This window comes from Enterobacter cloacae complex sp.6700776 (genome assembly GCF_048284255.1).
In the GTDB taxonomy this organism is placed as follows: Bacteria; Pseudomonadota; Gammaproteobacteria; order Enterobacterales; family Enterobacteriaceae; genus Enterobacter; species Enterobacter intestinihominis.
On sequence record NZ_JBLVYK010000006.1, the window covers coordinates 71,239 to 92,326 of the forward strand.

Genomic DNA, 21,088 nt, shown 5'->3' on the forward strand with positions numbered 1-21,088 from the left:
GGAACAAACCACTCAGAACTCAACCACCACTTTCCCACGCATATGCCCCTCCAGCACCATGCGGTGCGCTTCGGTAATGCTTTCCACGCTCAGCCCGTGCAGCGTTTCGCTGAGCGAGCTTTCCACCACGCCGTTATCCACCAGCTTCGCCACCTCATTTAAAATCTCGCCCTGGCGCGCCATATCCGCGGTCTGGTACATGCTGCGGGTGTACATAAATTCCCAGTGCAGGGCGGCAGATTTGGACTTCAGCTTGTCCTGGTTTAGCGGATGCGCATTTTCAACGATGGAACAAATGTGTCCCTGAGGGGCAATCAGATCGCTGACCGCATCCCAGTGCCCGTCGGTGTCGTTGAGGATAAAAATGTAATCCACAAAGGTGAGCCCCTGTTTCGCCAGTTCACCCTTCAGGTCGCGGTAATTTACGACAACGTCAGCCCCGCGATCGCGACACCACCGGGCGGAATCTTCTCGTGAGGCGGTTGCGACGATCTTCACCTTGCTGTTGTGCTTCGCAAACGGGATCGCCAGCGATCCGACTCCACCCGCGCCGCCAATTATCAGCAGCGTTTTATCTGCGTCGGCATCCTGAATCTTCAGCCGTTCAAACAGGCCTTCCCACGCGGTGAGCGCCGTCAGCGGCAGTGCTGCCGCAGAGGCCCAGCCAAGGTTTGCAGGCTTGTGCCCGACAATGCGCGCATCGATAAGCTGGTGCGTGGTATTGCTGCCCGGTCGGGTGATATCCCCCGCGTACCATACTTCGTCACCCGGTTTGAATCCGGTGACGCCAGCCCCGACGGCTTTGACGATCCCGCTGGCATCCCACCCGAGAATGCGCGGCTCCTTCAGTCCGCTTTTGGCAATGCCTGCATGTACTTTGGTATCCACCGGGTTTACGGAGACGGCTTTCACCTCCACCAGCAGATCGTACTCGCCGGGCTGCGGCATCGGCGGGGTAATTTCAACGAAGGTGGAGGGATTTTCTGGGTTAACGGCAATGGCTTTAACAGACATGATGTTCTCCTCAATGAATGCGTTGTGTTGAGGCTAGTCTATTAAGTGGTCAGTTGCATGATAAGATGGACAATCAAGAACTCAGCGTTCGTACAGGGTGAACAATCATGTTTAAACAGCTACAGGATATGGCGCTGTTTGCGCTGGTGGCTGAGATGGGCAGCTTTACTGCGGCGGCGCAGAAGGCTGAACTGCCGAAATCCAGCGTCAGCCAGCGCATTAGCCAGCTGGAGCAGCAGTTGGGGATCCGCCTGCTTAACCGCACGACGCGCAGAATAAGCCTGACGTTTGCGGGCGAGCACTATCTGGTGCACTGCCGCGAGATGCTGGCGGCCAGCGAGCGCGCGGAGTATGCCATTCAGCGGCTGCGAGAAAACCCCAGCGGACGGCTGAGGATCACCTGTCCGGCAGGGATTGGCGCGACGCTGCTGGCGCATATGAATGCCGAGTTCCAGCTTCGCTACCCTGACGTGTCGCTGGATGTATCAATTTCAGACGATGTGGTAGATCTGGTCGAGTCGGGTTTTGACGTGGCGCTGCGCACCGGCAAACCGCAGGATTCTTCCCTGATTGGCCGCATGATTGGGCACTGTCCGCGCTACATGCTGGCCTCGCCTGACTATCTGGCGCGTCGGGCGCCGTTAATCCATCCCCGACAGCTGGTGGATCACCGCTGCATTACGCACCGGGCATGGTCGGAGTGGCTTCTGCGAAGCGAGAGTGAGGATTACCGCTACCTGCCGGATAACGCCCACATGACGGATAACCTGGTGTACGCCCGAGAATGCGCCATTGCCGGGGCGGGGATCACGCTGTTACCCGCATTCCTGCTGGAAGATAAAATCGAAAAGGGCGCGCTGGTAAAGGTGCTACCGGAGTGGCGCGTTGAGGGGAACGATCTCTGGCTGGCCTATCCGAGCCGTAAGCTCAATTCGCCTGCGCTGATGAGCTATATCGACTTTGCGATGCAGTTTGATGAGGTGAAGCGGTATTACGTGGGCAAATAAAAAGGCCGGGTGGCGGCTTCGCCTTACCCGGCCTACACACTGTGCGGCCTGATGCCCTCACTCTGGCCCCCTCACGGGGAGAGGGAACAAGCATAAAAAACGGCAACCGAAGTTGCCGTTTTGCTTTTATTTCGCAATACGCTTGTACTTAATACGCTTCGGCTCCAGCGCGTCTGCGCCCAGCGTGCGTTTCTTGTACTCTTCGTATTCGGTGAAGTTACCTTCGAAGAACTCCACTTTACCTTCGTCCTGGTAGTCCAGAATGTGGGTTGCGATACGGTCAAGGAACCAGCGGTCGTGCGAGATAACCATGGCGCAGCCCGGGAATTCCAGCAGGGCGTTTTCCAGCGCGCGCAGGGTTTCGATGTCCAGGTCGTTGGTAGGTTCATCGAGCAGCAGAACGTTGCCGCCAACCTGAAGCAGCTTCGCCAGGTGCAGACGACCACGCTCACCGCCAGACAGCTCGCCCACGCGTTTGCCCTGGTCGGTGCCCTTGAAGTTAAAGCGGCCAACATAGGCGCGGCTTGGCATCTCGGTGTTGCCGATACGCATGATATCCAGACCGCCGGAGACTTCTTCCCACACGGTTTTGCTGTTGTCCATCGCGTCACGGAACTGGTCAACGGAGGCCAGCTTCACGGTCTCACCCAGGGTGATAGAGCCGCTGTCAGGCTGTTCCTGACCGGACATCATGCGGAACAGGGTGGATTTACCCGCGCCGTTCGGACCGATGATGCCGACGATAGCGCCTTTCGGTACGGAGAAGGTCAGATCGTCGATCAGCAGGCGGTCGCCGTATGACTTACGCAGGTTGGTCACTTCAACCACTTTATCCCCCAGACGTGCGCCAGGCGGGATAAACAGTTCGTTGGTTTCGTTACGCTTCTGGTATTCGGTGTTGTTCAGCTCTTCGAAGCGTGCCAGACGGGCTTTGCCCTTGGACTGACGGCCTTTCGCGCCCTGACGAACCCACTCCAGCTCTTTCTCGATAGACTTACGACGAGCCGCTTCCTGAGACGCTTCCTGCGCCAGACGCTGATCTTTCTGTTCCAGCCAGGAGGAGTAGTTACCTTCCCACGGAATACCTTCGCCGCGGTCCAGCTCCAGGATCCAGCCCGCCACGTTGTCGAGGAAGTAGCGGTCGTGGGTAATTGCCACCACGGTGCCTTCGAAGTCGTGCAGGAAGCGTTCCAGCCACGCCACGGATTCCGCATCCAGGTGGTTGGTCGGTTCGTCGAGCAGCAGCATGTCTGGTTTTTCCAGCAGCAGGCGGCACAGCGCCACGCGGCGGCGTTCACCACCGGAGAGATTCGCGATTTTCGCATCCCAGTCCGGCAGACGCAGGGCATCTGCCGCGCGCTCCAGCTGCACGTTCAGGTTGTGACCGTCGTGCGCCTGGATAATCTCTTCAAATTTGCCTTGCTGAGCGGCCAGTTTGTCGAAGTCCGCATCCGGCTCGGCGTATTTGGCATACACTTCATCCAGACCTTTCAGGGCGTTAACCACTTCGGATACCGCTTCTTCAACGGATTCACGCACGGTGTGTTCCGGGTTCAGCTGAGGTTCCTGCGGCAGGTAGCCGATCTTGATGCCAGGCTGCGGACGGGCTTCACCTTCGATGTCTGTATCGATGCCGGCCATGATGCGCAGCAGGGTGGACTTACCGGCACCGTTGAGACCCAGAACACCGATTTTTGCGCCCGGGAAAAAGCTCAGCGAGATATTTTTAAGAATATGACGTTTCGGCGGGACAACTTTGCCGACACGATGCATGGTATAAACGAATTGAGCCACGTTGGACTTCGCCTCTTTTATCGTGATGAGAATGAATTTCAGCCTCGAAGTGTAGCCTTTTTCACGCCCTAATCCCAGCCAGGAACGTCGGGAGTGTTAAAACGCGCAAGAAAGGTAAAAAAGTGTCCATGACGTGGCGCGTTGTGGGATGCCTGGTTAGCATAAGTTGAGGTAACTTTAACGTGGCAAGACGCTGCAACTGACGAAAAACAATGAGGAAGAGCTTGTGGAAAAAGCCAAACGGGTGGTCTGGCGTCTGCTGGCTGCCAGCGTATGCGTAATGGCGGTAAGCCAGGCGGTGCATGCCGATTCACTGGATGAACAACGTAACCGCTATGCCCAGATTAAGCAGGCATGGGACAACAAGCAGATGGATACCGTGCAGGCGCTGATGCCGACGCTGAAGGATTATCCGCTGTATCCGTATCTGGAGTATCGTCAGATCACTGATGATCTCATGAATCAACCGACCGTCACCGTAAATAACTTCATTCAGGCGAACCCGACACTGCCGCCTGCGCGTACCCTGAAGTCCCGGTTTGTGAACGAGCTGGCCCGTCGCGAAGACTGGCGCGGCCTGCTGGCTTTCAGCCCGGATAAGCCGGGCGCGACGGAAGCGCAGTGTAATTACTATTATGCGAAATGGGCGACCGGTCAGCAGGAGGAAGCCTGGACCGGCGCGAAAGAGCTGTGGTTGACGGGCAAAAGCCAGCCAAACGCCTGTGACCCGCTGTTCAGCGCCTGGCGCGCCTCGGGCAAGCAGGATCCGCTCTCTTACCTGGAACGTATTCGCCTGGCGATGAAGGCCGGAAACACCCGGCTGGTTACCGTGCTGGCGGGCCAGATGCCCGCGGATTATCAGACCATTGCCTCTGCCGTTATCAGTCTGGCAAACGATCCCAATACCGTGCTGACGTTTGCGCGTACCACCGGCGCGACCGATTTTACCCGCCAGATGGCGGCGGTGGCCTTTGCCAGCGTGGCGCGTGAGGATGTGGAAAACGCCCGGCTGATGATCCCGCAGCTGGTGCAGGCCCAGCAGCTTAATGACGATCAAACCCAGGAACTGCGCGATATTGTGGCATGGCGACTGATGGGAACAGATGTCACCGACGAACAGGCGCGCTGGCGTGACGACGCGGTAATGCGTTCAAACTCTGTCTCGCTGGTGGAGCGTCGCGTGCGCATGGCGCTGGGAACGGGCGATCGTCGTGGCCTCAATACCTGGCTGGCGCGCCTGCCGATGGATGCTAAAGAGAAAGATGAATGGCGTTACTGGCAGGCGGACCTGCTGCTGGAGCGTGGTCGTGAAGACGAAGCCAAAGCGATCCTCCACTCCCTGATGCAGCAGCGCGGCTTCTACCCGATGGCGGCGGCGCAACGTCTGGGTGAGGAGTACACCCTGAAGATCGACAAAGCGCCAGCCAACGCGAACCCGGCGCTGACGCAGGGTCCGGAAATGGCGCGCGTGCGCGAGCTGATGTACTGGAATCTGGATAATACCGCGCGCAGCGAATGGGCCAACCTGGTCACCAGCCGTACCACCGACGAGAAGGCGCAGCTTGCCCGCTATGCGTTTGATAATCGCTGGTGGGATCTGAGCGTGCAGGCGACGATCGCCGGCAAGCTGTGGGATCATCTCGAAGAGCGTTTCCCGCTGGCTTATAAGGATCTGTTCGATCGCTACACCAGCGGCAAAGATATTCCGCAAAGCTACGCGATGGCCATTGCCCGTCAGGAAAGCGCCTGGAACCCGAAAGTGCGTTCGCCGGTGGGGGCCAGCGGCCTGATGCAAATTATGCCGGGCACCGCGACGCACACGGTGAAGATGTTTAATATCCCAGGCTACAGCAGCCCGTCCCAGCTGCTGGATCCGGAGACCAACATCAACATCGGTACCAGCTACTTGCAGTACGTCTATCAGCAGTTCGGTAATAACCGCATCTTCGCGTCAGCCGCGTACAACGCCGGGCCAGGCCGCGTGCGGACATGGCTTGGCAACAGCGCAGGGCGACTCGACGCCGTGGCGTTCGTCGAGAGCATTCCGTTCTCGGAAACGCGCGGATATGTGAAGAACGTGCTGGCGTATGACGCCTACTATCGGCACTTCATGGGGGAGAAAGATGCCCTGATGAGCGATGCCGAGTGGCAGAGACGTTACTGATCGGCGCGGGTTGTGTTATGCTGTACTCGTTAATGAGTACAAGAGGCAGCATAACATGACCCAGCATTCCCCGTATTCCTCGGCCATGGCCGAACAGCGTCATCAGGAGTGGCTTCGTTTTGTGGAGTTGCTCCGCCAGTCTTACGACAAAGATCTGCATTTACCCTTGCTACAGCTGATGCTAACGCCAGACGAGCGTGAAGCGCTGGGTACACGGGTACGCATTATTGAGGAACTGCTGCGCGGCGAAATGAGCCAGCGCGAGCTGAAAAACGAGCTGGGCGCGGGCATCGCGACGATTACCCGGGGTTCAAACAGCCTGAAGTCGGCGCCGGTTGAACTGCGTCAGTGGCTGGAAGCGGTATTGCTTAAAAACGCCGGATGACGGCTTCGCCTAATCCGGCCTACAAACTTAACGATAAATCGCGTTATGGAACGGACTTAACGCCAGAATAACGGCCTGGTGGTAAACGCTCGAACGGGTGAGCTTGCCCGCGGTAAAGACGCCAATCGCCCCCTCTTTACGACCAATCTCATCAATGCCGGTGTAGTGCGACATTACCGGCCCCAGCGCCTCACCCGCGCGGACTTTCTCCAGTATGACCTCCGGCAGCGGCAGCGTGGCTGAACGCGCTTCGCCGCGCTGCTCGCGGCTTTCGATAACAACCCAGCTGAAGGTCGCCCCTTCGTCGATACCTGCTTCAATCGCGACCCAGAAGTCAGCATCTGGCGCGGCGGCTTTTGCATTCGCCACGCGATTTCGTGCGCCAGCGCGTGTTTCCTCGCTGCCAAACGGCTGTTCCGGCACACCGCTCTCGACGCCGACGGCGTCAATATGGCAGGATCCTTCGCCGAAGATCTCTTCAAATGCCCTTAGAATTGCCTGAATTTTGGCAGGATTGGTGGTAGCAGAGACAACATGGTGCATAATTAAGCTCGATTTAAAAAATTCATCGCAGTATAACGGAAAAAAAGCATGTTACAGGTATACCTTGTTCGCCACGGTGAAACGCAGTGGAACGCCGAGCGACGTATTCAAGGCCAGTCAGACAGTCCTCTCACCGACAAAGGTGTGCAGCAAGCGTGGCAGGTGGCGGAACGCGCCAGAACGCTGGGTATCACTCACGTCATCTCCAGTGATTTAGGCCGCACGCAGCAGACGGCACGCATCATCGCCGATGCCTGTGGCTGCGACGTGACCCTTGAACCGCGCCTGCGCGAGCTGGATATGGGCGTGCTGGAAAAACGCCCTATCGATACGCTGACGGAAACCGAAGAAGGCTGGCGTCGCACGCTGGTGAACGGCACTGAAGATGGTCGCATCCCTGAGGGGGAATCCATGCAGGAGCTGAGCGTGCGCATGCATGCCGCGCTGGCCGAGTGCCTGAAACTCCCGGCAGGTAGCCGACCGCTGCTGGTGAGCCACGGTATCGCGCTGGGTTGCCTGGTGAGTACCATTCTGGGGCTGCCGGCTTACGCCGAGCGCCGTTTGCGTCTGCGCAACTGTTCCATTTCCCGTATCGACTATCAGGAAAGTGCCTGGCTGGCATCGGGGTGGGTGGTTGAGATGGCAGGGGACATTTCGCATCTTGATGCCCCTGCACTGGATGAGTTGCAGCGTTAACGACGTACCGGAATCAGGAATTCCATACGCAGATTGATAGGGCCTTCTTCCGGTTTTGCATCTTGCGCCGGATAGTAGCGCTCAATGTCCTGACCTTTACGGCGATTCAGATTCAGCATCGGCATGCAGGTCCCGTAAACGGTCAGGATGAACTCCTGAACGCCCGTTCCTAACCCTTCGTATGAGAACATCACATACTCGCCGCCTTCCAGCACGACAGGCTTCGAGCCATGAATGTAACCGTTTGCCATGTCAGGCGTCAGCGCCGTGGTATAGAACACTTCCTGCTCGTCATCTTTTTCCTGGCTTGGATACGTTTCGTTCAGGCCATACAGAATCGGCGGGATCGCCGGAGCGTGGCTTAAAAATTCGCGCCAGAACTGAACGCGCATCTGATGGCGGAACTCGGAGATCTGCTCCAGGGAACAGGAGTAGCTCTGCGTGGTGCCGACCAGGTGCGTTTCCGGCAAGGTGATGATTTCATATTTTGGCATCGCAAACTCGCCCAGACGCAGCGGCGGACGCATACCAAAGGAGCTCCAGTCCGGCGAGCGGCGATAAAGCGCTGGCGTTAACGAGAACTGTTTTTTAAAGGCGCGAGTGAAGGTTTGCTGTGAATCGAAGCGATATTGCAGGGCAATATCCAGGATTGGTCGCGCGGTCAGGCGCAACGCGACAGCAGACTTTGATAAACGACGTGCGCGAATATAGGCACCGATAGCATGACCGGTGACATCCTTGAACATCCTTTGCAGATGCCACTTGGAATAGCCTGCTTTTGCCGCCACATTATCCAGTGACAAAGGCTGGTCGAGATGACCTTCCAGCCAGGTGAGCAGGTCGCGAATAATTCCAGCCTGATCCATATACTATCCTCATCCTTAAAACTGCCGCAGGTGCCTGTTTACAGGTTAGCGGATAATAGCATTTTTTGACGTTTTAGCATTCAGTGTTTTTTTTGCGCATAAATGCTTTTTGTGGTGATTTAAGTGCGGATATATTCTAATCCTGTGATCTTGCTACATTTTTATCTAACCTGTTGAATAATCGCTCAGCGTAATTTTTATGAATGGTAACAATATGAAATACAAGGTTTTAGTCTTTGCAGCACTGGCGCTGATGGCAGGGCGCGTGGCACAGGCGGAGCAAATTGGCTCCGTGGACACCGTGTTTAAAATGTTTGGGCCGGACCACAAAATTGTGGTGGAGGCCTTTGACGATCCGGACGTTAAAAACGTCACCTGCTATGTCAGCCGGGCGAAGACCGGCGGGATTAAAGGCGGCCTGGGGCTGGCTGAAGACACGTCTGACGCGGCCATCTCCTGCCAGCAGGTTGGTCCGGTGGAATTGAGTGACAAAATTAAAAACGGCAAAGCGCAGGGCGACGTTGTATTCCAGAAACGGACCTCGCTGGTGTTCAAAAAGCTACAGGTGGTCCGTTTTTATGACGCGAAGCGCAACACACTGGCTTATCTGGCTTATTCCGACAAAGTCGTGGAAGGCTCACCGAAAAACGCGATTAGCGCGGTGCCGATTATGCCGTGGCATTGATAAAAAAAACGGCGCAAAAGCGCCGTTTTTTACTGCGTGACGGGAGGATTACTCCTGGAGGTCACCGCAGAAACGATAGCCTTCACCATGGATCGTGGCGATGATTTCCGGCGTATCAGGCGTAGATTCGAAATGTTTACGAATACGACGGATGGTTACGTCAACGGTACGATCGTGTGGCTTCAACTCACGACCGGTCATTTTCTTCAGCAGTTCTGCACGGGACTGGATCTTGCCCGGGTTTTCGCAGAAGTGCAGCATCGCGCGGAATTCACTGCGCGGCAGTTTGTACTGCTCACCGTTCGGGCTAATCAGCGAACGGCTATTGATATCAAGTTCCCAGCCGTTGAATTTGTAGCTATCGACGCTACGACGCTCTTCACTGACCGTACCCAGATTCATGGTGCGGGACAGCAGGTTGCGTGCACGAATGGTTAACTCGCGAGGGTTGAACGGCTTGGTGATGTAGTCATCCGCGCCGATTTCCAGACCAAGAATTTTATCAACCTCGTTGTCACGGCCTGTCAGGAACATCAACGCGACGTTCGCCTGTTCACGCAGTTCGCGCGCCAGAAGAAGCCCGTTTTTGCCCGGCAGATTGATATCCATAATCACCAGGTTGATATCATTTTCAGAAAGGATCTGATGCATCTCTGCGCCATCGGTCGCTTCAAAGACATCGTAGCCTTCTGCTTCGAAAATGCTCTTTAACGTGTTGCGTGTTACCAACTCGTCTTCAACGATAAGAATGTGCGGGGTCTGCATGTTTGCTACCTAAATTGCCAACTAAATCGAAACAGGAAGTACAAAAGTCCCTGACCTGCCTGATGCATGTCGCAAATTAACATGATCGGCTTAACGTGACTAAAGTACGTAATTGCGTTCTTGATGCACTTTCCATCAACGTCAACAACATCATTAGCTTGGTCGTGGGTACTTTCCCTTTGGACCCGACAGTGTCAAAAACGGCTGTCATCCTAACCATTTTAACAGCAACATAACAGGCTAAGTGACACCGGACACCCAATAAAACTACGCTTCGTTGACATATATCAAGTTCAATTGTAGCACGTTAACAGTTTGATGAAATCATCGTAGCTGAATGCTAGCCTTTGTCACAATTTTTCAATAAACCAACTAGTTGCGGACATTGATTGATAAACGGTACGAATCCAATCGGAAAAGAGTATTCATAAGGTCATTATCATTACAAAACATAAGGATAATGGACTTCTGTTAACATTCTAACTGATTGTTCAGCCACAAAATAGTTTAGCTTTTTTTAATTGTTATGAAACGCTATTTCGGTGATTTGTGTTGCAAAATTGTAAATTCGTGCTGCGTAATATGTTGAAGTGAATCACATTTTTACCTGCTAACTGATTAAAAAGAGAGCATAAATGCATCTGTCGATTGTGCTGGTGGCACCAGCAAGAGCTGAAAATATTGGCGCTGCGGCGCGTGCCATGAAGACCATGGGTTTTACCGATTTGCGTATCGTAGACAGCACGGCGCATCTGGAGCCTGCTGCGCGATGGGTGGCGCACGGTTCGGGTGATATTCTCGATAATATAACCACTTACGCTACGCTCGCTGAGGCGCTGCACGATATTTCGTTTACCGTCGCGACGACTGCGCGCAGCCGGGCGAAGTTTCATTATTACGCCACGCCTGCTGAACTGGTGCCACTACTGGAAGAAAAAAGCCAGTGGCTGGAGAAAGCCGCGCTGGTGTTTGGGCGAGAAGATTCCGGGCTAACTAACGAAGAACTGGAACTGGCTGACGTCCTGACGGGCGCGCCGATGGTGGCGGATTATCCGTCACTCAATCTGGGGCAGGCGGTGATGGTGTACTGCTATCAATTAGCATCCTTAATACAAATTCCTCAGCCGCCAGCGTCAGTAACGGATGAAAACCAGCTGGCGGCGCTGCGTATTCGTGCAGATAAGCTTCTCGAGCAACTGGGCGTCGCTGACGATCAAAAAATGGTGGACTGGTTACAGCAGCGCCTGGGGCGTCTTGAACAGCGCGACACGGCAATGCTGCACCGATTGCTTCATGATATCGAAAAAAAATTAGCCGAGTAAAATAGTGTCATAGGTTTTTATTATGGCCGATCCTGCTGATGTCTGGGGTTGCATCTGGGGTATTCCGATGAAAATAAATCTGCACGCAGCGGGACGTGAGAATGTCCCGAATTGTGATCAAATTAAAAATTCATTGACTTAAGGTGTCCGATCCTTTAACCCTAAAAGAATAGAGCACAGACAGATAATAATGACAGAGTACACAACATCCATGAAACGCATCAGCATCACCACCATTACTACAACCATCATCATTACCACAGGTAACGATGCGGGCTGACGCGTACAGGAAAAACAGAAAAAAGCCCGCACCTGAACAGTGCGGGCTTTTTTTTCGGCTAAAGGAAATGAGGTAGAACCATGCGAGTGTTGAAGTTCGGCGGTACATCAGTGGCAAATGCAGAGCGTTTTCTGCGTGTTGCCGATATCCTGGAAAGTAACGCCAGGCAGGGGCAGGTTGCTACCGTGCTCTCTGCCCCGGCAAAAATCACGAACCACCTGGTGGCGATGATTGAAAAAACCATCGGTGGCCAGGATGCACTTCCGAACATCAGCGACGCCGAGCGTATCTTCGCTGAACTGCTTCAGGGGCTGGCAGACGCCCAGCCTGGCTTCCCGCTGGCGCAGCTGAAAACCACCGTTGAACTCGAATTTGCCCAGATTAAACATGTCCTTCACGGTATCAGCCTGCTGGGTCAATGCCCGGACAGCATCAACGCGGCGCTAATTTGCCGGGGTGAAAAACTCTCTATCGCCATCATGGCAGGCGTGCTGGAAGCGCGCGGTCACCACGTGACGGTCATCGATCCGGTTGAAAAACTGCTGGCTGTGGGACACTACCTTGAATCCACCGTCGACATTGCCGAGTCGACACGCCGCATTGCGGCGAGCAAAATCCCGTCTGACCACATGATCCTGATGGCAGGCTTCACCGCCGGTAACGAGAAGGGCGAACTGGTGGTGCTGGGGCGTAACGGCTCTGACTACTCCGCTGCCGTGCTGGCGGCCTGTTTACGTGCAGACTGTTGTGAGATCTGGACTGACGTTGATGGTGTATATACCTGCGACCCGCGCCAGGTGCCGGACGCCAGGCTGTTGAAGTCGATGTCGTACCAGGAAGCGATGGAGCTTTCCTACTTCGGCGCCAAAGTGCTTCACCCACGTACCATCTCCCCGATTGCCCAGTTCCAGATCCCTTGCCTGATTAAAAATACCGGTAATCCGCAGGCGCCGGGTACGCTGATTGGCGCCAGCGCTGATGAAGATGACCTGCCGGTAAAAGGCATTTCGAACCTTAATAACATGGCGATGTTCAGCGTCTCTGGCCCGGGTATGAAAGGTATGGTTGGCATGGCGGCACGCGTGTTTGCGGCCATGTCCCGTAATGGGATCTCCGTGGTGCTGATCACGCAGTCTTCTTCCGAATACAGCATCAGCTTCTGCGTCCCGCAGGGCGATTGCCTGCGCGCCCGTCGCGCGCTGGAAGAAGAGTTCTACCTGGAGCTGAAAGAAGAGCTGCTGGAGCCGCTCTCTATTCAGGAGCGTCTGGCCGTGATCTCCGTGGTAGGCGACGGCATGCGCACCCTGCGCGGAATCTCCGCCAAATTCTTTGCCGCCCTGGCGCGGGCCAATATCAATATCGTGGCGATTGCCCAGGGCTCATCAGAGCGTTCAATTTCCGTTGTCGTGGATAACGATGACGCCACTACCGGCGTGCGCGTGGTGCATCAGATGCTGTTCAACACCGACCAGGTGATTGAGCTGTTCCTGGTGGGCGTCGGCGGCGTCGGCGGCGCGCTGCTGGAGCAGGTAAAGCGCCAGCAGGAGTGGCTTAAGAAGAAACATATCGATCTGCGCGTCTGCGGAATTGCGAACTCGAAAGCGTTGCTGACTAACGTCCACGGTCTGAACCTGGAAAACTGGCAGGCGGAACTGGAAGAGGCGAAAGAGCCGTTCAACCTGGGTCGTCTGATCCGTCTGGTGAAAGAGTATCACCTGCTTAACCCGGTGATCGTCGACTGTACCTCCAGCCAGGCTGTGGCCGATCAGTACGCGGATTTCCTGCGCGAAGGTTTCCATGTGGTGACGCCGAACAAAAAGGCCAACACCTCGTCGATGGATTACTATCACCAGCTGCGTCTGGCGGCGAGCAAGTCGCGCCGCAAGTTTCTGTATGACACCAACGTGGGCGCAGGCCTGCCGGTCATCGAGAACCTGCAAAACCTGCTGAACGCGGGCGACGAACTACAGCGTTTCTCCGGCATCCTCTCCGGCTCCCTGTCGTTTATCTTCGGCAAGCTGGACGAAGGGATGAGCCTGTCGGAAGCCACCCGCGCCGCGCGCGAGCTGGGCTACACCGAGCCGGATCCGCGCGACGACCTCTCCGGTATGGATGTGGCGCGTAAGCTGCTGATCCTGGTGCGCGAAACCGGCCGCGAGCTGGAGCTTTCGGATATCGTGATTGAGCCGGTGCTGCCAGCAGAATTTGATGACAGCGGCGACGTCAGCGCTTTTATGGCCAGGTTGCCGCAGCTTGACGACGCCTTTGCCGCCCGCGTTGCGAAAGCCCGTGATGAAGGTAAGGTATTGCGCTATGTTGGCAATATTGAAGAAGACGGCGTCTGCCGCGTGAAGATTGCCGAAGTGGATGGCAACGATCCGCTGTACAAGGTGAAAAACGGCGAGAACGCCCTGGCGTTCTACAGCCATTATTATCAGCCACTGCCGCTGGTACTTCGCGGCTATGGCGCAGGGAATGATGTGACGGCGGCGGGCGTGTTTGCCGATCTGCTGCGTACCCTGTCATGGAAGTTAGGAGTTTAAGATGGTTAAAGTATATGCCCCGGCTTCCAGCGCCAATATGAGCGTCGGATTTGACGTGCTGGGCGCGGCGGTTACGCCGGTGGATGGTTCGCTGCTGGGCGATACGGTAACGGTTGAGGCGGCAGAGCGCTTCAGCCTGAATAACGTCGGCCGTTTTGCCAGCAAGCTGCCGCCTGAACCGCGTGAGAATATCGTTTATCAGTGCTGGGAACGCTTCTGTCAGGAGATCGGTAAAAACGTGCCGGTCGCCATGACGCTGGAAAAGAGCATGCCGATTGGTTCGGGACTCGGCTCCAGCGCCTGCTCGGTGGTCGCCGCGCTGGTGGCGATGAATGAGCACTGCGGCAAGCCGCTGAACAACAGCCGCTTGCTGGCGCTGATGGGCGAGCTGGAAGGGCGCATCTCCGGCAGCATTCATTATGATAACGTGGCGCCGTGCTTCCTTGGCGGCATGCAGCTGATGATTGAAGAAAATGGCATCATCAGCCAGCAGATGCCAGGGTTTGATGAGTGGCTGTGGGTGCTTGCCTATCCGGGCATTAAGGTTTCTACCGCCGAAGCGCGTGCGATCCTGCCGGCGCAGTATCGTCGTCAGGACTGTATCGCCCACGGGCGTCATCTGGCGGGCTTTATTCATGCCTGCTATACCCGACAGCCGCAGCTGGCGGCGAAACTGATGAAAGACGTTATTGCCGAGCCGTATCGCACGAAGCTGCTGCCGGGCTTTAACGAAGCGCGACAGGCATCCATGGATATCGGCGCACAGGCGTGCGGCATCTCCGGCTCCGGCCCAACGCTGTTCGCCTTATGCGACAAGCCAGACACCGCGCAGCGCGTGGCGGACTGGCTCTCTAAACACTACCTGCAAAATCAGGAAGGCTTTGTTCATATTTGCCGTCTGGACACGGCTGGCGCACGAGTACTGGGATAACGAATGAAACTCTACAACCTTAAAGATCATAACGAGCAGGTCAGCTTTGCGCAGGCGGTAACGCAGGGTTTGGGCAAAAATCAGGGGCTGTTCTTCCCCCACGACCTGCCGGAATTTCAGCTGACTGAAATCGATGAACTGCTTAAGCAGGACTTTGTCACCCGCAGCACCAAAATTCTGTCTGCGTTTATTGGTGACGAAATCCCGCAGGAGCTGCTCGAAGAGCGCGTGCGCGCGGCGTTTGCTTTCCCGGCCCCGGTGAAGCAGGTGGAGCCTGACGTTGGCTGTCTGGAGCTGTTCCACGGCCCGACGCTGGCGTTCAAGGATTTCGGCGGTCGCTTTATGGCGCAGATGCTGACCCACATCAGCGGCGACAAACCGGTGACCATCCTGACCGCGACCTCAGGTGATACCGGTGCGGCGGTGGCTCATGCGTTCTACGGCCTGAAAAACGTCCGCGTGGTGATCCTCTATCCGAAAGGCAAAATCAGCCCGCTTCAGGAAAAACTGTTCTGCACTCTTGGGGGCAACATTGAAACCGTGGCGATCGACGGCGATTTCGATGCCTGCCAGGCGCTGGTGAAGCAGGCCTTTGATGACGAAGAGCTGAAGGCGGCGCTGGGGCTGAACTCTGCCAACTCCATCAACATCAGCCGTCTGCTGGCGCAGATCTGCTACTACTTCGAAGCGGTGGCCCAGCTGCCGCAGGACGCGCGCAATCAGCTGGTAGTTTCTGTGCCAAGCGGGAACTTCGGCGATCTGACGGCGGGCCTGCTGGCGAAATCACTCGGCCTGCCGGTGAAGCGCTTTATCGCCGCTACCAACGCCAACGACACCGTGCCGCGTTTCCTGAAGGACGGAAAATGGGCGCCGAACGCGACGCAGGCCACGCTCTCCAATGCGATGGATGTGTCACAGCCTAACAACTGGCCGCGTGTGGAAGAGCTGTTCCGCCGTAAGGTCTGGCGTCTGGGCGACCTGGGCTACGCAGCGGTGACGGACGAAACCACGAAAGCCACCATGCGCGAGCTGAAAGCGGTGGGCTATACCTCTGAGCCGCACGCGGCGATTGCCTATCGTGCCTTGCGCGATCAGCTTCAACCGGGTGAGTATGGCCTGTTCCTCGGTACCGCCCATCCGGCCAAGTTCAAAGAGAGCGTGGAAGCGATCCTGGGTGAAACGCTGCCGCTGCCAAAAGAGCTGGCCGAGCGCGCCGACCTGCCGTTGCTGTCCCATGAGCTGCCCGCAGACTTTGCCGCACTGCGTAAGCTGATGATGACCCGAGCGTGAGTTTATTGCCCGGTGGCGGCTACGCCTTACCGGGCCTGGAACATTTCAGAAAGTAGGCCGGGTAAGGCGAAGCCGCCACCCGGCTTTTTTATGGAGAAAATAAGGAGAAAAACAGCAGGAAAAAAGCAGAAATTCCCAATAAATGCGGTCACTTAGGGTTTAGGATTGCAGAGAATAACATCCACCGTTCCCATCACGTACTCTCCTTACATCGGCCCACGTTGGGCAAGAAGAATAAGGAGTCACCTATGTCTACACTGAAACCTGCACTTCTCGCGCTTTCACTGATGCTGGTCGCTCCCATGGCGGTGCAGGCAGCTGAGATCACCCTCGTCCCTGCGGTAAAACTGCAAATTGGCGATCGGGATAATAACGGACACTACTGGGATGGCGGCCGCTGGCGCGACCATGACTGGTGGAAAGCGCACTATGACTGGCGCGATAACCACTGGCGTCCGCACGATGAACATCGCGATCGTCACGATCATCACCGTCATGACGATCATCGCCCGGGGCCGGACCGGAAGCACCATTAACACAAACCCCGCCAGCTGGCGGGGTTGTCTTTTATTGCTCGTGACGCTTAAACACCAGCTCGTTTTTTACTGACGATGCCTCGTCGAAGAAATACCCTTCACTGTTAAAGCCAGTGAGCTGCTCTGGCTTCGTCAGGCGGTTTTGAATGATGAAACGGCTCATCAGACCGCGCGCTTTTTTGGCGTAGAAGCTGATCACTTTAAATTTGCCGTTTTTCTCGTCGAGGAACACCGGCTTGATAATGTCCGCATTCAGCTTTTTCGGCTTCACCGATTTGAAGTACTCATCGGAGGCCAGGTTGATCACCACGTTGTCCCCCTGGGCTTGCAGCGCCGCGTTAAGCTTATCGGTAATGACATCGCCCCAGAACTGGTACAGATCTTTGCCTTTAGCATTTTCCAGGCGGATACCCATCTCCAGACGATACGGCTGCATCAGATCCAGCGGGCGCAGCACCCCGTACAGGCCGGATAACATGCGCAGATGCTGCTGGGCAAAATCGAAATCGGCTTCGCTAAACGTTTCTGCTTGCAGGCCAGTGTAGACGTCACCTTTGAAGGCCAACAGCGCCTGGCGGGCGTTAGCGGGCGTGAAGTCAGGCTGCCACTCATGAAAACGGGTGGCGTTCAGGTCGGCGAGTTTATCACTGATGCTCATCAGCGAAGCGATTTGCGGAGCCGAAAGCTTACGCGCCTCGTGGATCAGCTGTTGCGAGTAGTCCAGCAATTCCGGCTGGGTATAACGCTCAGTGGCGAGCGGGCTCTGGTAGTCGAGCGTTTTGGCAGGTGAAATCAGAATCAGCATATCCAGTCCTTGCAGGAAATTTAGAGCGACTTTAACAAAAAATCGCCCTGAATTGATCGATAGCTGTTATTGCCGCGGCAAATCATCCCAGGTGCCAGGAGCAATTTGTGATTCGATTTCGGGATAGCGTGAGGCGTCAAAGACGGGCTGTACGCCGAGCTTGCGCTGACGCAGATAATCGCGCGCGATCAGCGCCACAACCGGTGAAAGAAGCAAAATTGCCGTCAAATTGGTGATGGCCATCAGCGCCATAATGACATCCGCCAGTTGCCAGATCATCGGCATGCTGAGCAGGCAACCGACAAATACCATGGCCAGCACACCCGCGCGAAGGATGTTGCGGGCCAGACGCGAGTCAACTTTCAGGAAAATAAGGTTGTTCTCGGCATAGATATAGTTCACCACAATAGAACTGAAGGCAAAAAGCCCCACGACAAGGGCGACAAGGCCTGCGCCCCAACCGCCGACGAGGGAGACCAGCGCCTGTTGTACCCAGTGAATGCCTGCTGTACTGCCGGATGGATGTTCAACGGCGCCGGACAGCAACATTATCATCGCACTGGCGGAGCAGATAACAATGGTGTCTGTGAAGACGCCAATCATCTGTACAATGCCCTGCGCGGCGGGATGCGGGGGCCAGGATGCGGCCGCTGCGGCGGCATTCGGCGTGGAGCCCATTCCCGCCTCGTTGGAGAACATGCCTCGCTGAAAACCCGCAGTGAGCGCCTGGCTAAGGGTGTAACCCAGCGCGCCGGAAGCCGCTTCGCGCCAGCCGAACGCGCTTTGGAAAATAGTGACGATGACGTTCGGCACTTCGTCGATATGTATCGCGCATACCATCAGGCTGGTTGACACCCACAGCAGCGCCATCAGCGGAACCAGCCACTGCATCAGGCGGGCAACCCCTCTCAGCCCGGTCACAATGGTCAGCAGGGTGAGAAGGGCAAGCGCGCTGCCCGTCAGCCACTCCGGACAATTGAAGGCAAAGCGCAGCGCGTGGGCGACGGAATTAGCCTGAACGGTATTGAAAATAAGACCATAGGCCATCAGTAAAAAGATTGAGAACAGGACGCCCATCCAGCGCATTCCCAGTCCGCGAGCCATATACCAGGCGGGGCCGCCGCGAAATTGACCGTTGCCGTCTTTTTCTTTGTAGAGCTGCGCAAGCGAGCATTCAGCAAAGGAGGTGGCCATACCGATAATCGCCGTCACCCACATCCAGAATACCGCGCCCGGACCGCCCGCGCCGATTGCCAGCGCGACACCGGCCAGGTTACCGCTGCCGACGCGCGCGGCCAGGCTGGTACAGAGCGCCTGAAATGAGGTCAGGCCGCCCGGCTGTGGTGTGACGCTGTTTTTCAGACTTCTGCCAAATTTGCGAATATAGCGAAACTGAATCAGTCCGCTGCGCCACGTAAACCAGATACCTGCCCCTGAAAGCAGGTATATCATGATTGAACCCCAGAGAACTTCGTTAATAAAGAAAAAGAAATCAGGCACTAACGTCCCTCTTGTTGATGCCAACGTGAATATGTAAGCGCTACCACTGATTGTGCATGCTGTTACTTAGCAGCCTGTTTATATTCTGAGTTTATCATACTCTGCCTAAGCGCACTGTCTGCGGTTGCGCTGCCTCTCACTCGTGTTATCATCAGGGCAGACCGGTTACATCCCCCTAACAAGTAAACCTGTCATTTTTCCGCTGCTGGCAGGCTGTCGGTAGTGTGAATTATCCAGGGAACGTTAAAAGAGAAACACTATCATGACGGATAAATTGACCTCCCTTCGTCAGTTCACCACTGTCGTCGCTGACACCGGAGATATTGCGGCAATGAAGCTGTACCAGCCGCAGGATGCTACAACCAACCCTTCTCTGATCCTTAACGCCGCGCAGATCCCTGAGTATCGCAAACTGATCGACGAGGCGGTGACCTGGGCAAAAGCACAGAGCAATGACCGCGCGCAGCAGGTTGTGGATGCGACTGACAAACTGGCAGTAAACATCGGTCTGGAAATCCTGAAGCTCGTTCCTGGCCGTATCTCTACTGAAGTTGATGCTCGCCTGTCCTACGACACCGAAGCGTCTATTGCCAAAGCAAAACGCCTGATCAAACTGTACAACGATGCGGGCATCAGCAACGACCGTATCCTGATCAAACTGGCCTCTACCTGGCAGGGCATTCGCGCCGCTGAACAGCTGGAAAAAGAAGGGATCAACTGTAACCTGACTCTGCTGTTCTCCTTCGCACAGGCGCGTGCATGTGCCGAAGCTGGCGTATACCTGATTTCTCCGTTTGTGGGCCGTATTCTGGACTGGTACAAAGCCAACACCGACAAGAAAGAGTATGCGGCGTCTGAAGATCCAGGCGTGATTTCCGTGACGGAAATCTACGAATACTACAAACAGCACGGCTATGAGACCGTTGTTATGGGCGCAAGCTTCCGTAACGTCGGTGAAATCATTGAGCTGGCTGGCTGTGACCGCCTGACCATCGCCCCTGCGCTGCTGAAAGAGCTGGCAGAAAGCGAAGGAGCTATCGAGCGTAAACTGTCCTACACCGGTGAAGTGAAAGCGCGCCCAGAGCGCATCACCGAGTCCGAGTTCCTGTGGCAGCACAACCAGGATCCAATGGCCGTAGATAAACTGGCGGACGGTATCCGTAAGTTTGCTATCGACCAGGAAAAACTGGAAAAAATGATCGGCGACCTGCTGTAATCATTCTGCGTGACCGGGTTCCCGGTCACGCCTCTTTCCCCCGCCTCTGTCTGAATTTTCTCTCTGCGTGTATCATTCCCTTTAATCAGTACTTTTTGAATGGAATGGATATGAATACCTTACGCATCGGCTTAGTGTCGATTTCTGACCGCGCCTCCAGCGGTGTTTATCAGGATAAAGGCATCCCTGCTCTGGAAGCGTGGCTGGGCAGCGCGCTCACTACCCCGTTTGAGATCCAGACTCGCCTGATCCCGGACGAGCAGCCGATCATCGAGCAGACCCTGTGTGAGCTGGTGGATGAGATGAGCTGCCACCTTGTGCTGACGACGGGCGGAACCGGCCCCGCGCGCCGCGATGTAACGCCGGACGCGACGCTGGCTATCGCCGATCGTGAAATGCCGGGCTTCGGTGAACAGATGCGCCAGATCAGTCTACACTTTGTCCCGACGGCCATTCTTTCCCGTCAGGTCGGGGTGATCCGCAAACAGGCGCTGATCCTGAACCTGCCGGGGCAGCCGAAGTCGATAAAAGAAACGCTGGAAGGAGTAAAAGCCGAAGACGGGAGCGTTATCGTCCACGGTATCTTTGCAAGTGTACCGTATTGTATACAACTGCTTGACGGTCCGTACGTGGAAACTGACGGCAACGTGGTAGCAGCATTTCGCCCTAAAAGCGCTCGCCGCGAAACAATCTCCTGAAAATGCTTTAAATGTGACATTAGCGCCAGCCGCAGTAGCGTGTAAATG

The 21,088-nt window shown here is 55.8% G+C and carries 21 protein-coding genes and 1 other annotated feature; of the genes, 14 read left to right on the plus strand and 7 right to left on the minus strand.

Translation table 11 applies throughout. The features are described from left to right. Nucleotides 1–12 precede the first annotated feature (12 nt). A complete protein-coding gene (locus tag ACNQ0T_RS11555; RefSeq protein ID WP_046619848.1) occupies nt 13–1,014 on the minus strand; it encodes a zinc-binding alcohol dehydrogenase family protein in 1,002 nt (333 codons plus the stop codon). A gap of 107 nt (nt 1,015–1,121) precedes the next feature. Here ACNQ0T_RS11555 and ACNQ0T_RS11560 point away from each other — a divergent pair, with 107 nt between their 5' ends. Next, on the plus strand, nt 1,122–2,021 hold the full coding sequence (locus ACNQ0T_RS11560) for a LysR family transcriptional regulator (RefSeq protein ID WP_275062544.1): 900 nt from the start codon (nt 1,122–1,124) through the stop codon (nt 2,019–2,021). Between the two features lie 126 nt (nt 2,022–2,147). Here ACNQ0T_RS11560 and ettA read toward each other — a convergent pair whose 3' ends face one another. Beyond that, nucleotides 2,148–3,815, minus strand: coding sequence for an energy-dependent translational throttle protein EttA (gene ettA, locus ACNQ0T_RS11565; protein WP_014882470.1), 1,668 nt, complete (start codon nt 3,813–3,815; stop codon nt 2,148–2,150). A 226-nt stretch (nt 3,816–4,041) separates the two neighbouring features. Between ettA and sltY the strand changes: the two genes are divergently transcribed. Continuing rightward, a complete protein-coding gene (gene sltY, locus ACNQ0T_RS11570; protein ID WP_022646993.1) occupies nt 4,042–5,979 on the plus strand; it encodes a murein transglycosylase in 1,938 nt (645 codons plus the stop codon). A 55-nt stretch (nt 5,980–6,034) separates the two neighbouring features. Then, nucleotides 6,035–6,364, plus strand: a complete 330-nt coding sequence (gene trpR / locus ACNQ0T_RS11575; protein ID WP_003856511.1) for a trp operon repressor — start codon at nt 6,035–6,037, stop codon at nt 6,362–6,364. 27 nt (nt 6,365–6,391) lie between these two features. On the opposite strand, the gene yjjX is transcribed toward trpR, so the two are convergent. Beyond that, nucleotides 6,392–6,907: an inosine/xanthosine triphosphatase gene (gene yjjX, locus ACNQ0T_RS11580; protein ID WP_022646994.1), complete on the minus strand. Its 516-nt coding sequence runs from the start codon at nt 6,905–6,907 to the stop codon at nt 6,392–6,394. 48 nt (nt 6,908–6,955) lie between these two features. Between yjjX and gpmB the strand changes: the two genes are divergently transcribed. Further along, entirely contained in the window at nt 6,956–7,603 is a 648-nt protein-coding gene (gene gpmB / locus ACNQ0T_RS11585; protein WP_006810187.1) for a 2,3-diphosphoglycerate-dependent phosphoglycerate mutase GpmB, read from the plus strand. On the opposite strand, the gene robA is transcribed toward gpmB, so the two are convergent. Continuing rightward, nucleotides 7,600–8,469, minus strand: a complete 870-nt coding sequence (robA, locus tag ACNQ0T_RS11590; RefSeq protein ID WP_022646995.1) for an MDR efflux pump AcrAB transcriptional activator RobA — start codon at nt 8,467–8,469, stop codon at nt 7,600–7,602. The genes gpmB and robA overlap by 4 nt on opposite strands. A gap of 214 nt (nt 8,470–8,683) precedes the next feature. On the opposite strand from robA, the gene creA reads away from it, so the two are divergent. Next, the gene (gene creA / locus ACNQ0T_RS11595) at nt 8,684–9,154 is read left to right on the plus strand and encodes a protein CreA (RefSeq protein WP_003856503.1); all 471 of its coding nucleotides are present in this window, start codon (nt 8,684–8,686) and stop codon (nt 9,152–9,154) included. 48 nt (nt 9,155–9,202) lie between these two features. On the opposite strand, the gene arcA is transcribed toward creA, so the two are convergent. Further along, nucleotides 9,203–9,919, minus strand: coding sequence for a two-component system response regulator ArcA (arcA, locus tag ACNQ0T_RS11600; protein WP_003856501.1), 717 nt, complete (start codon nt 9,917–9,919; stop codon nt 9,203–9,205). A gap of 95 nt (nt 9,920–10,014) precedes the next feature. On the opposite strand from arcA, the gene yjjY reads away from it, so the two are divergent. From yjjY to ACNQ0T_RS11635, 7 genes are all read left to right on the plus strand, one after another. Continuing rightward, the gene (yjjY, locus tag ACNQ0T_RS11605; protein WP_001541509.1) at nt 10,015–10,155 is read left to right on the plus strand and encodes a protein YjjY; all 141 of its coding nucleotides are present in this window, start codon (nt 10,015–10,017) and stop codon (nt 10,153–10,155) included. Between the two features lie 399 nt (nt 10,156–10,554). Further along, a complete protein-coding gene (locus ACNQ0T_RS11610; protein ID WP_155025529.1) occupies nt 10,555–11,241 on the plus strand; it encodes a tRNA/rRNA methyltransferase in 687 nt (228 codons plus the stop codon). A gap of 211 nt (nt 11,242–11,452) precedes the next feature. After that, on the plus strand, nt 11,453–11,521 hold the full coding sequence (gene thrL / locus ACNQ0T_RS11615; protein WP_015572623.1) for a thr operon leader peptide: 69 nt from the start codon (nt 11,453–11,455) through the stop codon (nt 11,519–11,521). Beyond that, nucleotides 11,460–11,577, plus strand: a sequence feature (Thr leader region). It overlaps the preceding gene by 62 nt. Before the next feature lie 24 nt (nt 11,578–11,601). After that, complete coding sequence (gene thrA / locus ACNQ0T_RS11620; RefSeq protein WP_022646997.1) at nt 11,602–14,064, plus strand: bifunctional aspartate kinase/homoserine dehydrogenase I; 2,463 nt, start codon at nt 11,602–11,604, stop codon at nt 14,062–14,064. A 1-nt stretch (nt 14,065) separates the two neighbouring features. Beyond that, complete coding sequence (thrB, locus tag ACNQ0T_RS11625; protein ID WP_417930060.1) at nt 14,066–14,995, plus strand: homoserine kinase; 930 nt, start codon at nt 14,066–14,068, stop codon at nt 14,993–14,995. Nucleotides 14,996–14,998: 3 nt separating this feature from the next. Beyond that, nucleotides 14,999–16,285, plus strand: a complete 1,287-nt coding sequence (gene thrC / locus ACNQ0T_RS11630) for a threonine synthase (RefSeq protein ID WP_003856490.1) — start codon at nt 14,999–15,001, stop codon at nt 16,283–16,285. Between the two features lie 248 nt (nt 16,286–16,533). Further along, on the plus strand, nt 16,534–16,821 hold the full coding sequence (locus ACNQ0T_RS11635) for a DUF2502 domain-containing protein (protein ID WP_155019170.1): 288 nt from the start codon (nt 16,534–16,536) through the stop codon (nt 16,819–16,821). A gap of 31 nt (nt 16,822–16,852) precedes the next feature. Here ACNQ0T_RS11635 and yaaA read toward each other — a convergent pair whose 3' ends face one another. After that, the gene (yaaA, locus tag ACNQ0T_RS11640) at nt 16,853–17,626 is read right to left on the minus strand and encodes a peroxide stress protein YaaA (protein WP_250115937.1); all 774 of its coding nucleotides are present in this window, start codon (nt 17,624–17,626) and stop codon (nt 16,853–16,855) included. Nucleotides 17,627–17,692: 66 nt separating this feature from the next. Beyond that, nucleotides 17,693–19,126 carry an alanine/glycine:cation symporter family protein gene (locus ACNQ0T_RS11645; protein ID WP_038415297.1) on the minus strand — a complete coding sequence of 478 codons (1,434 nt, stop codon included), beginning with the start codon at nt 19,124–19,126 and terminating at the stop codon, nt 17,693–17,695. A gap of 262 nt (nt 19,127–19,388) precedes the next feature. Between ACNQ0T_RS11645 and tal the strand changes: the two genes are divergently transcribed. Both tal and mog read left to right on the plus strand, forming a co-directional pair. Beyond that, nucleotides 19,389–20,342 carry a transaldolase gene (gene tal, locus ACNQ0T_RS11650; protein WP_003856481.1) on the plus strand — a complete coding sequence of 318 codons (954 nt, stop codon included), beginning with the start codon at nt 19,389–19,391 and terminating at the stop codon, nt 20,340–20,342. A 110-nt stretch (nt 20,343–20,452) separates the two neighbouring features. Then, nucleotides 20,453–21,040, plus strand: a complete 588-nt coding sequence (mog, locus tag ACNQ0T_RS11655; protein ID WP_003856479.1) for a molybdopterin adenylyltransferase — start codon at nt 20,453–20,455, stop codon at nt 21,038–21,040. The last annotated feature ends 48 nt before the right edge of the window (nt 21,041–21,088 follow it).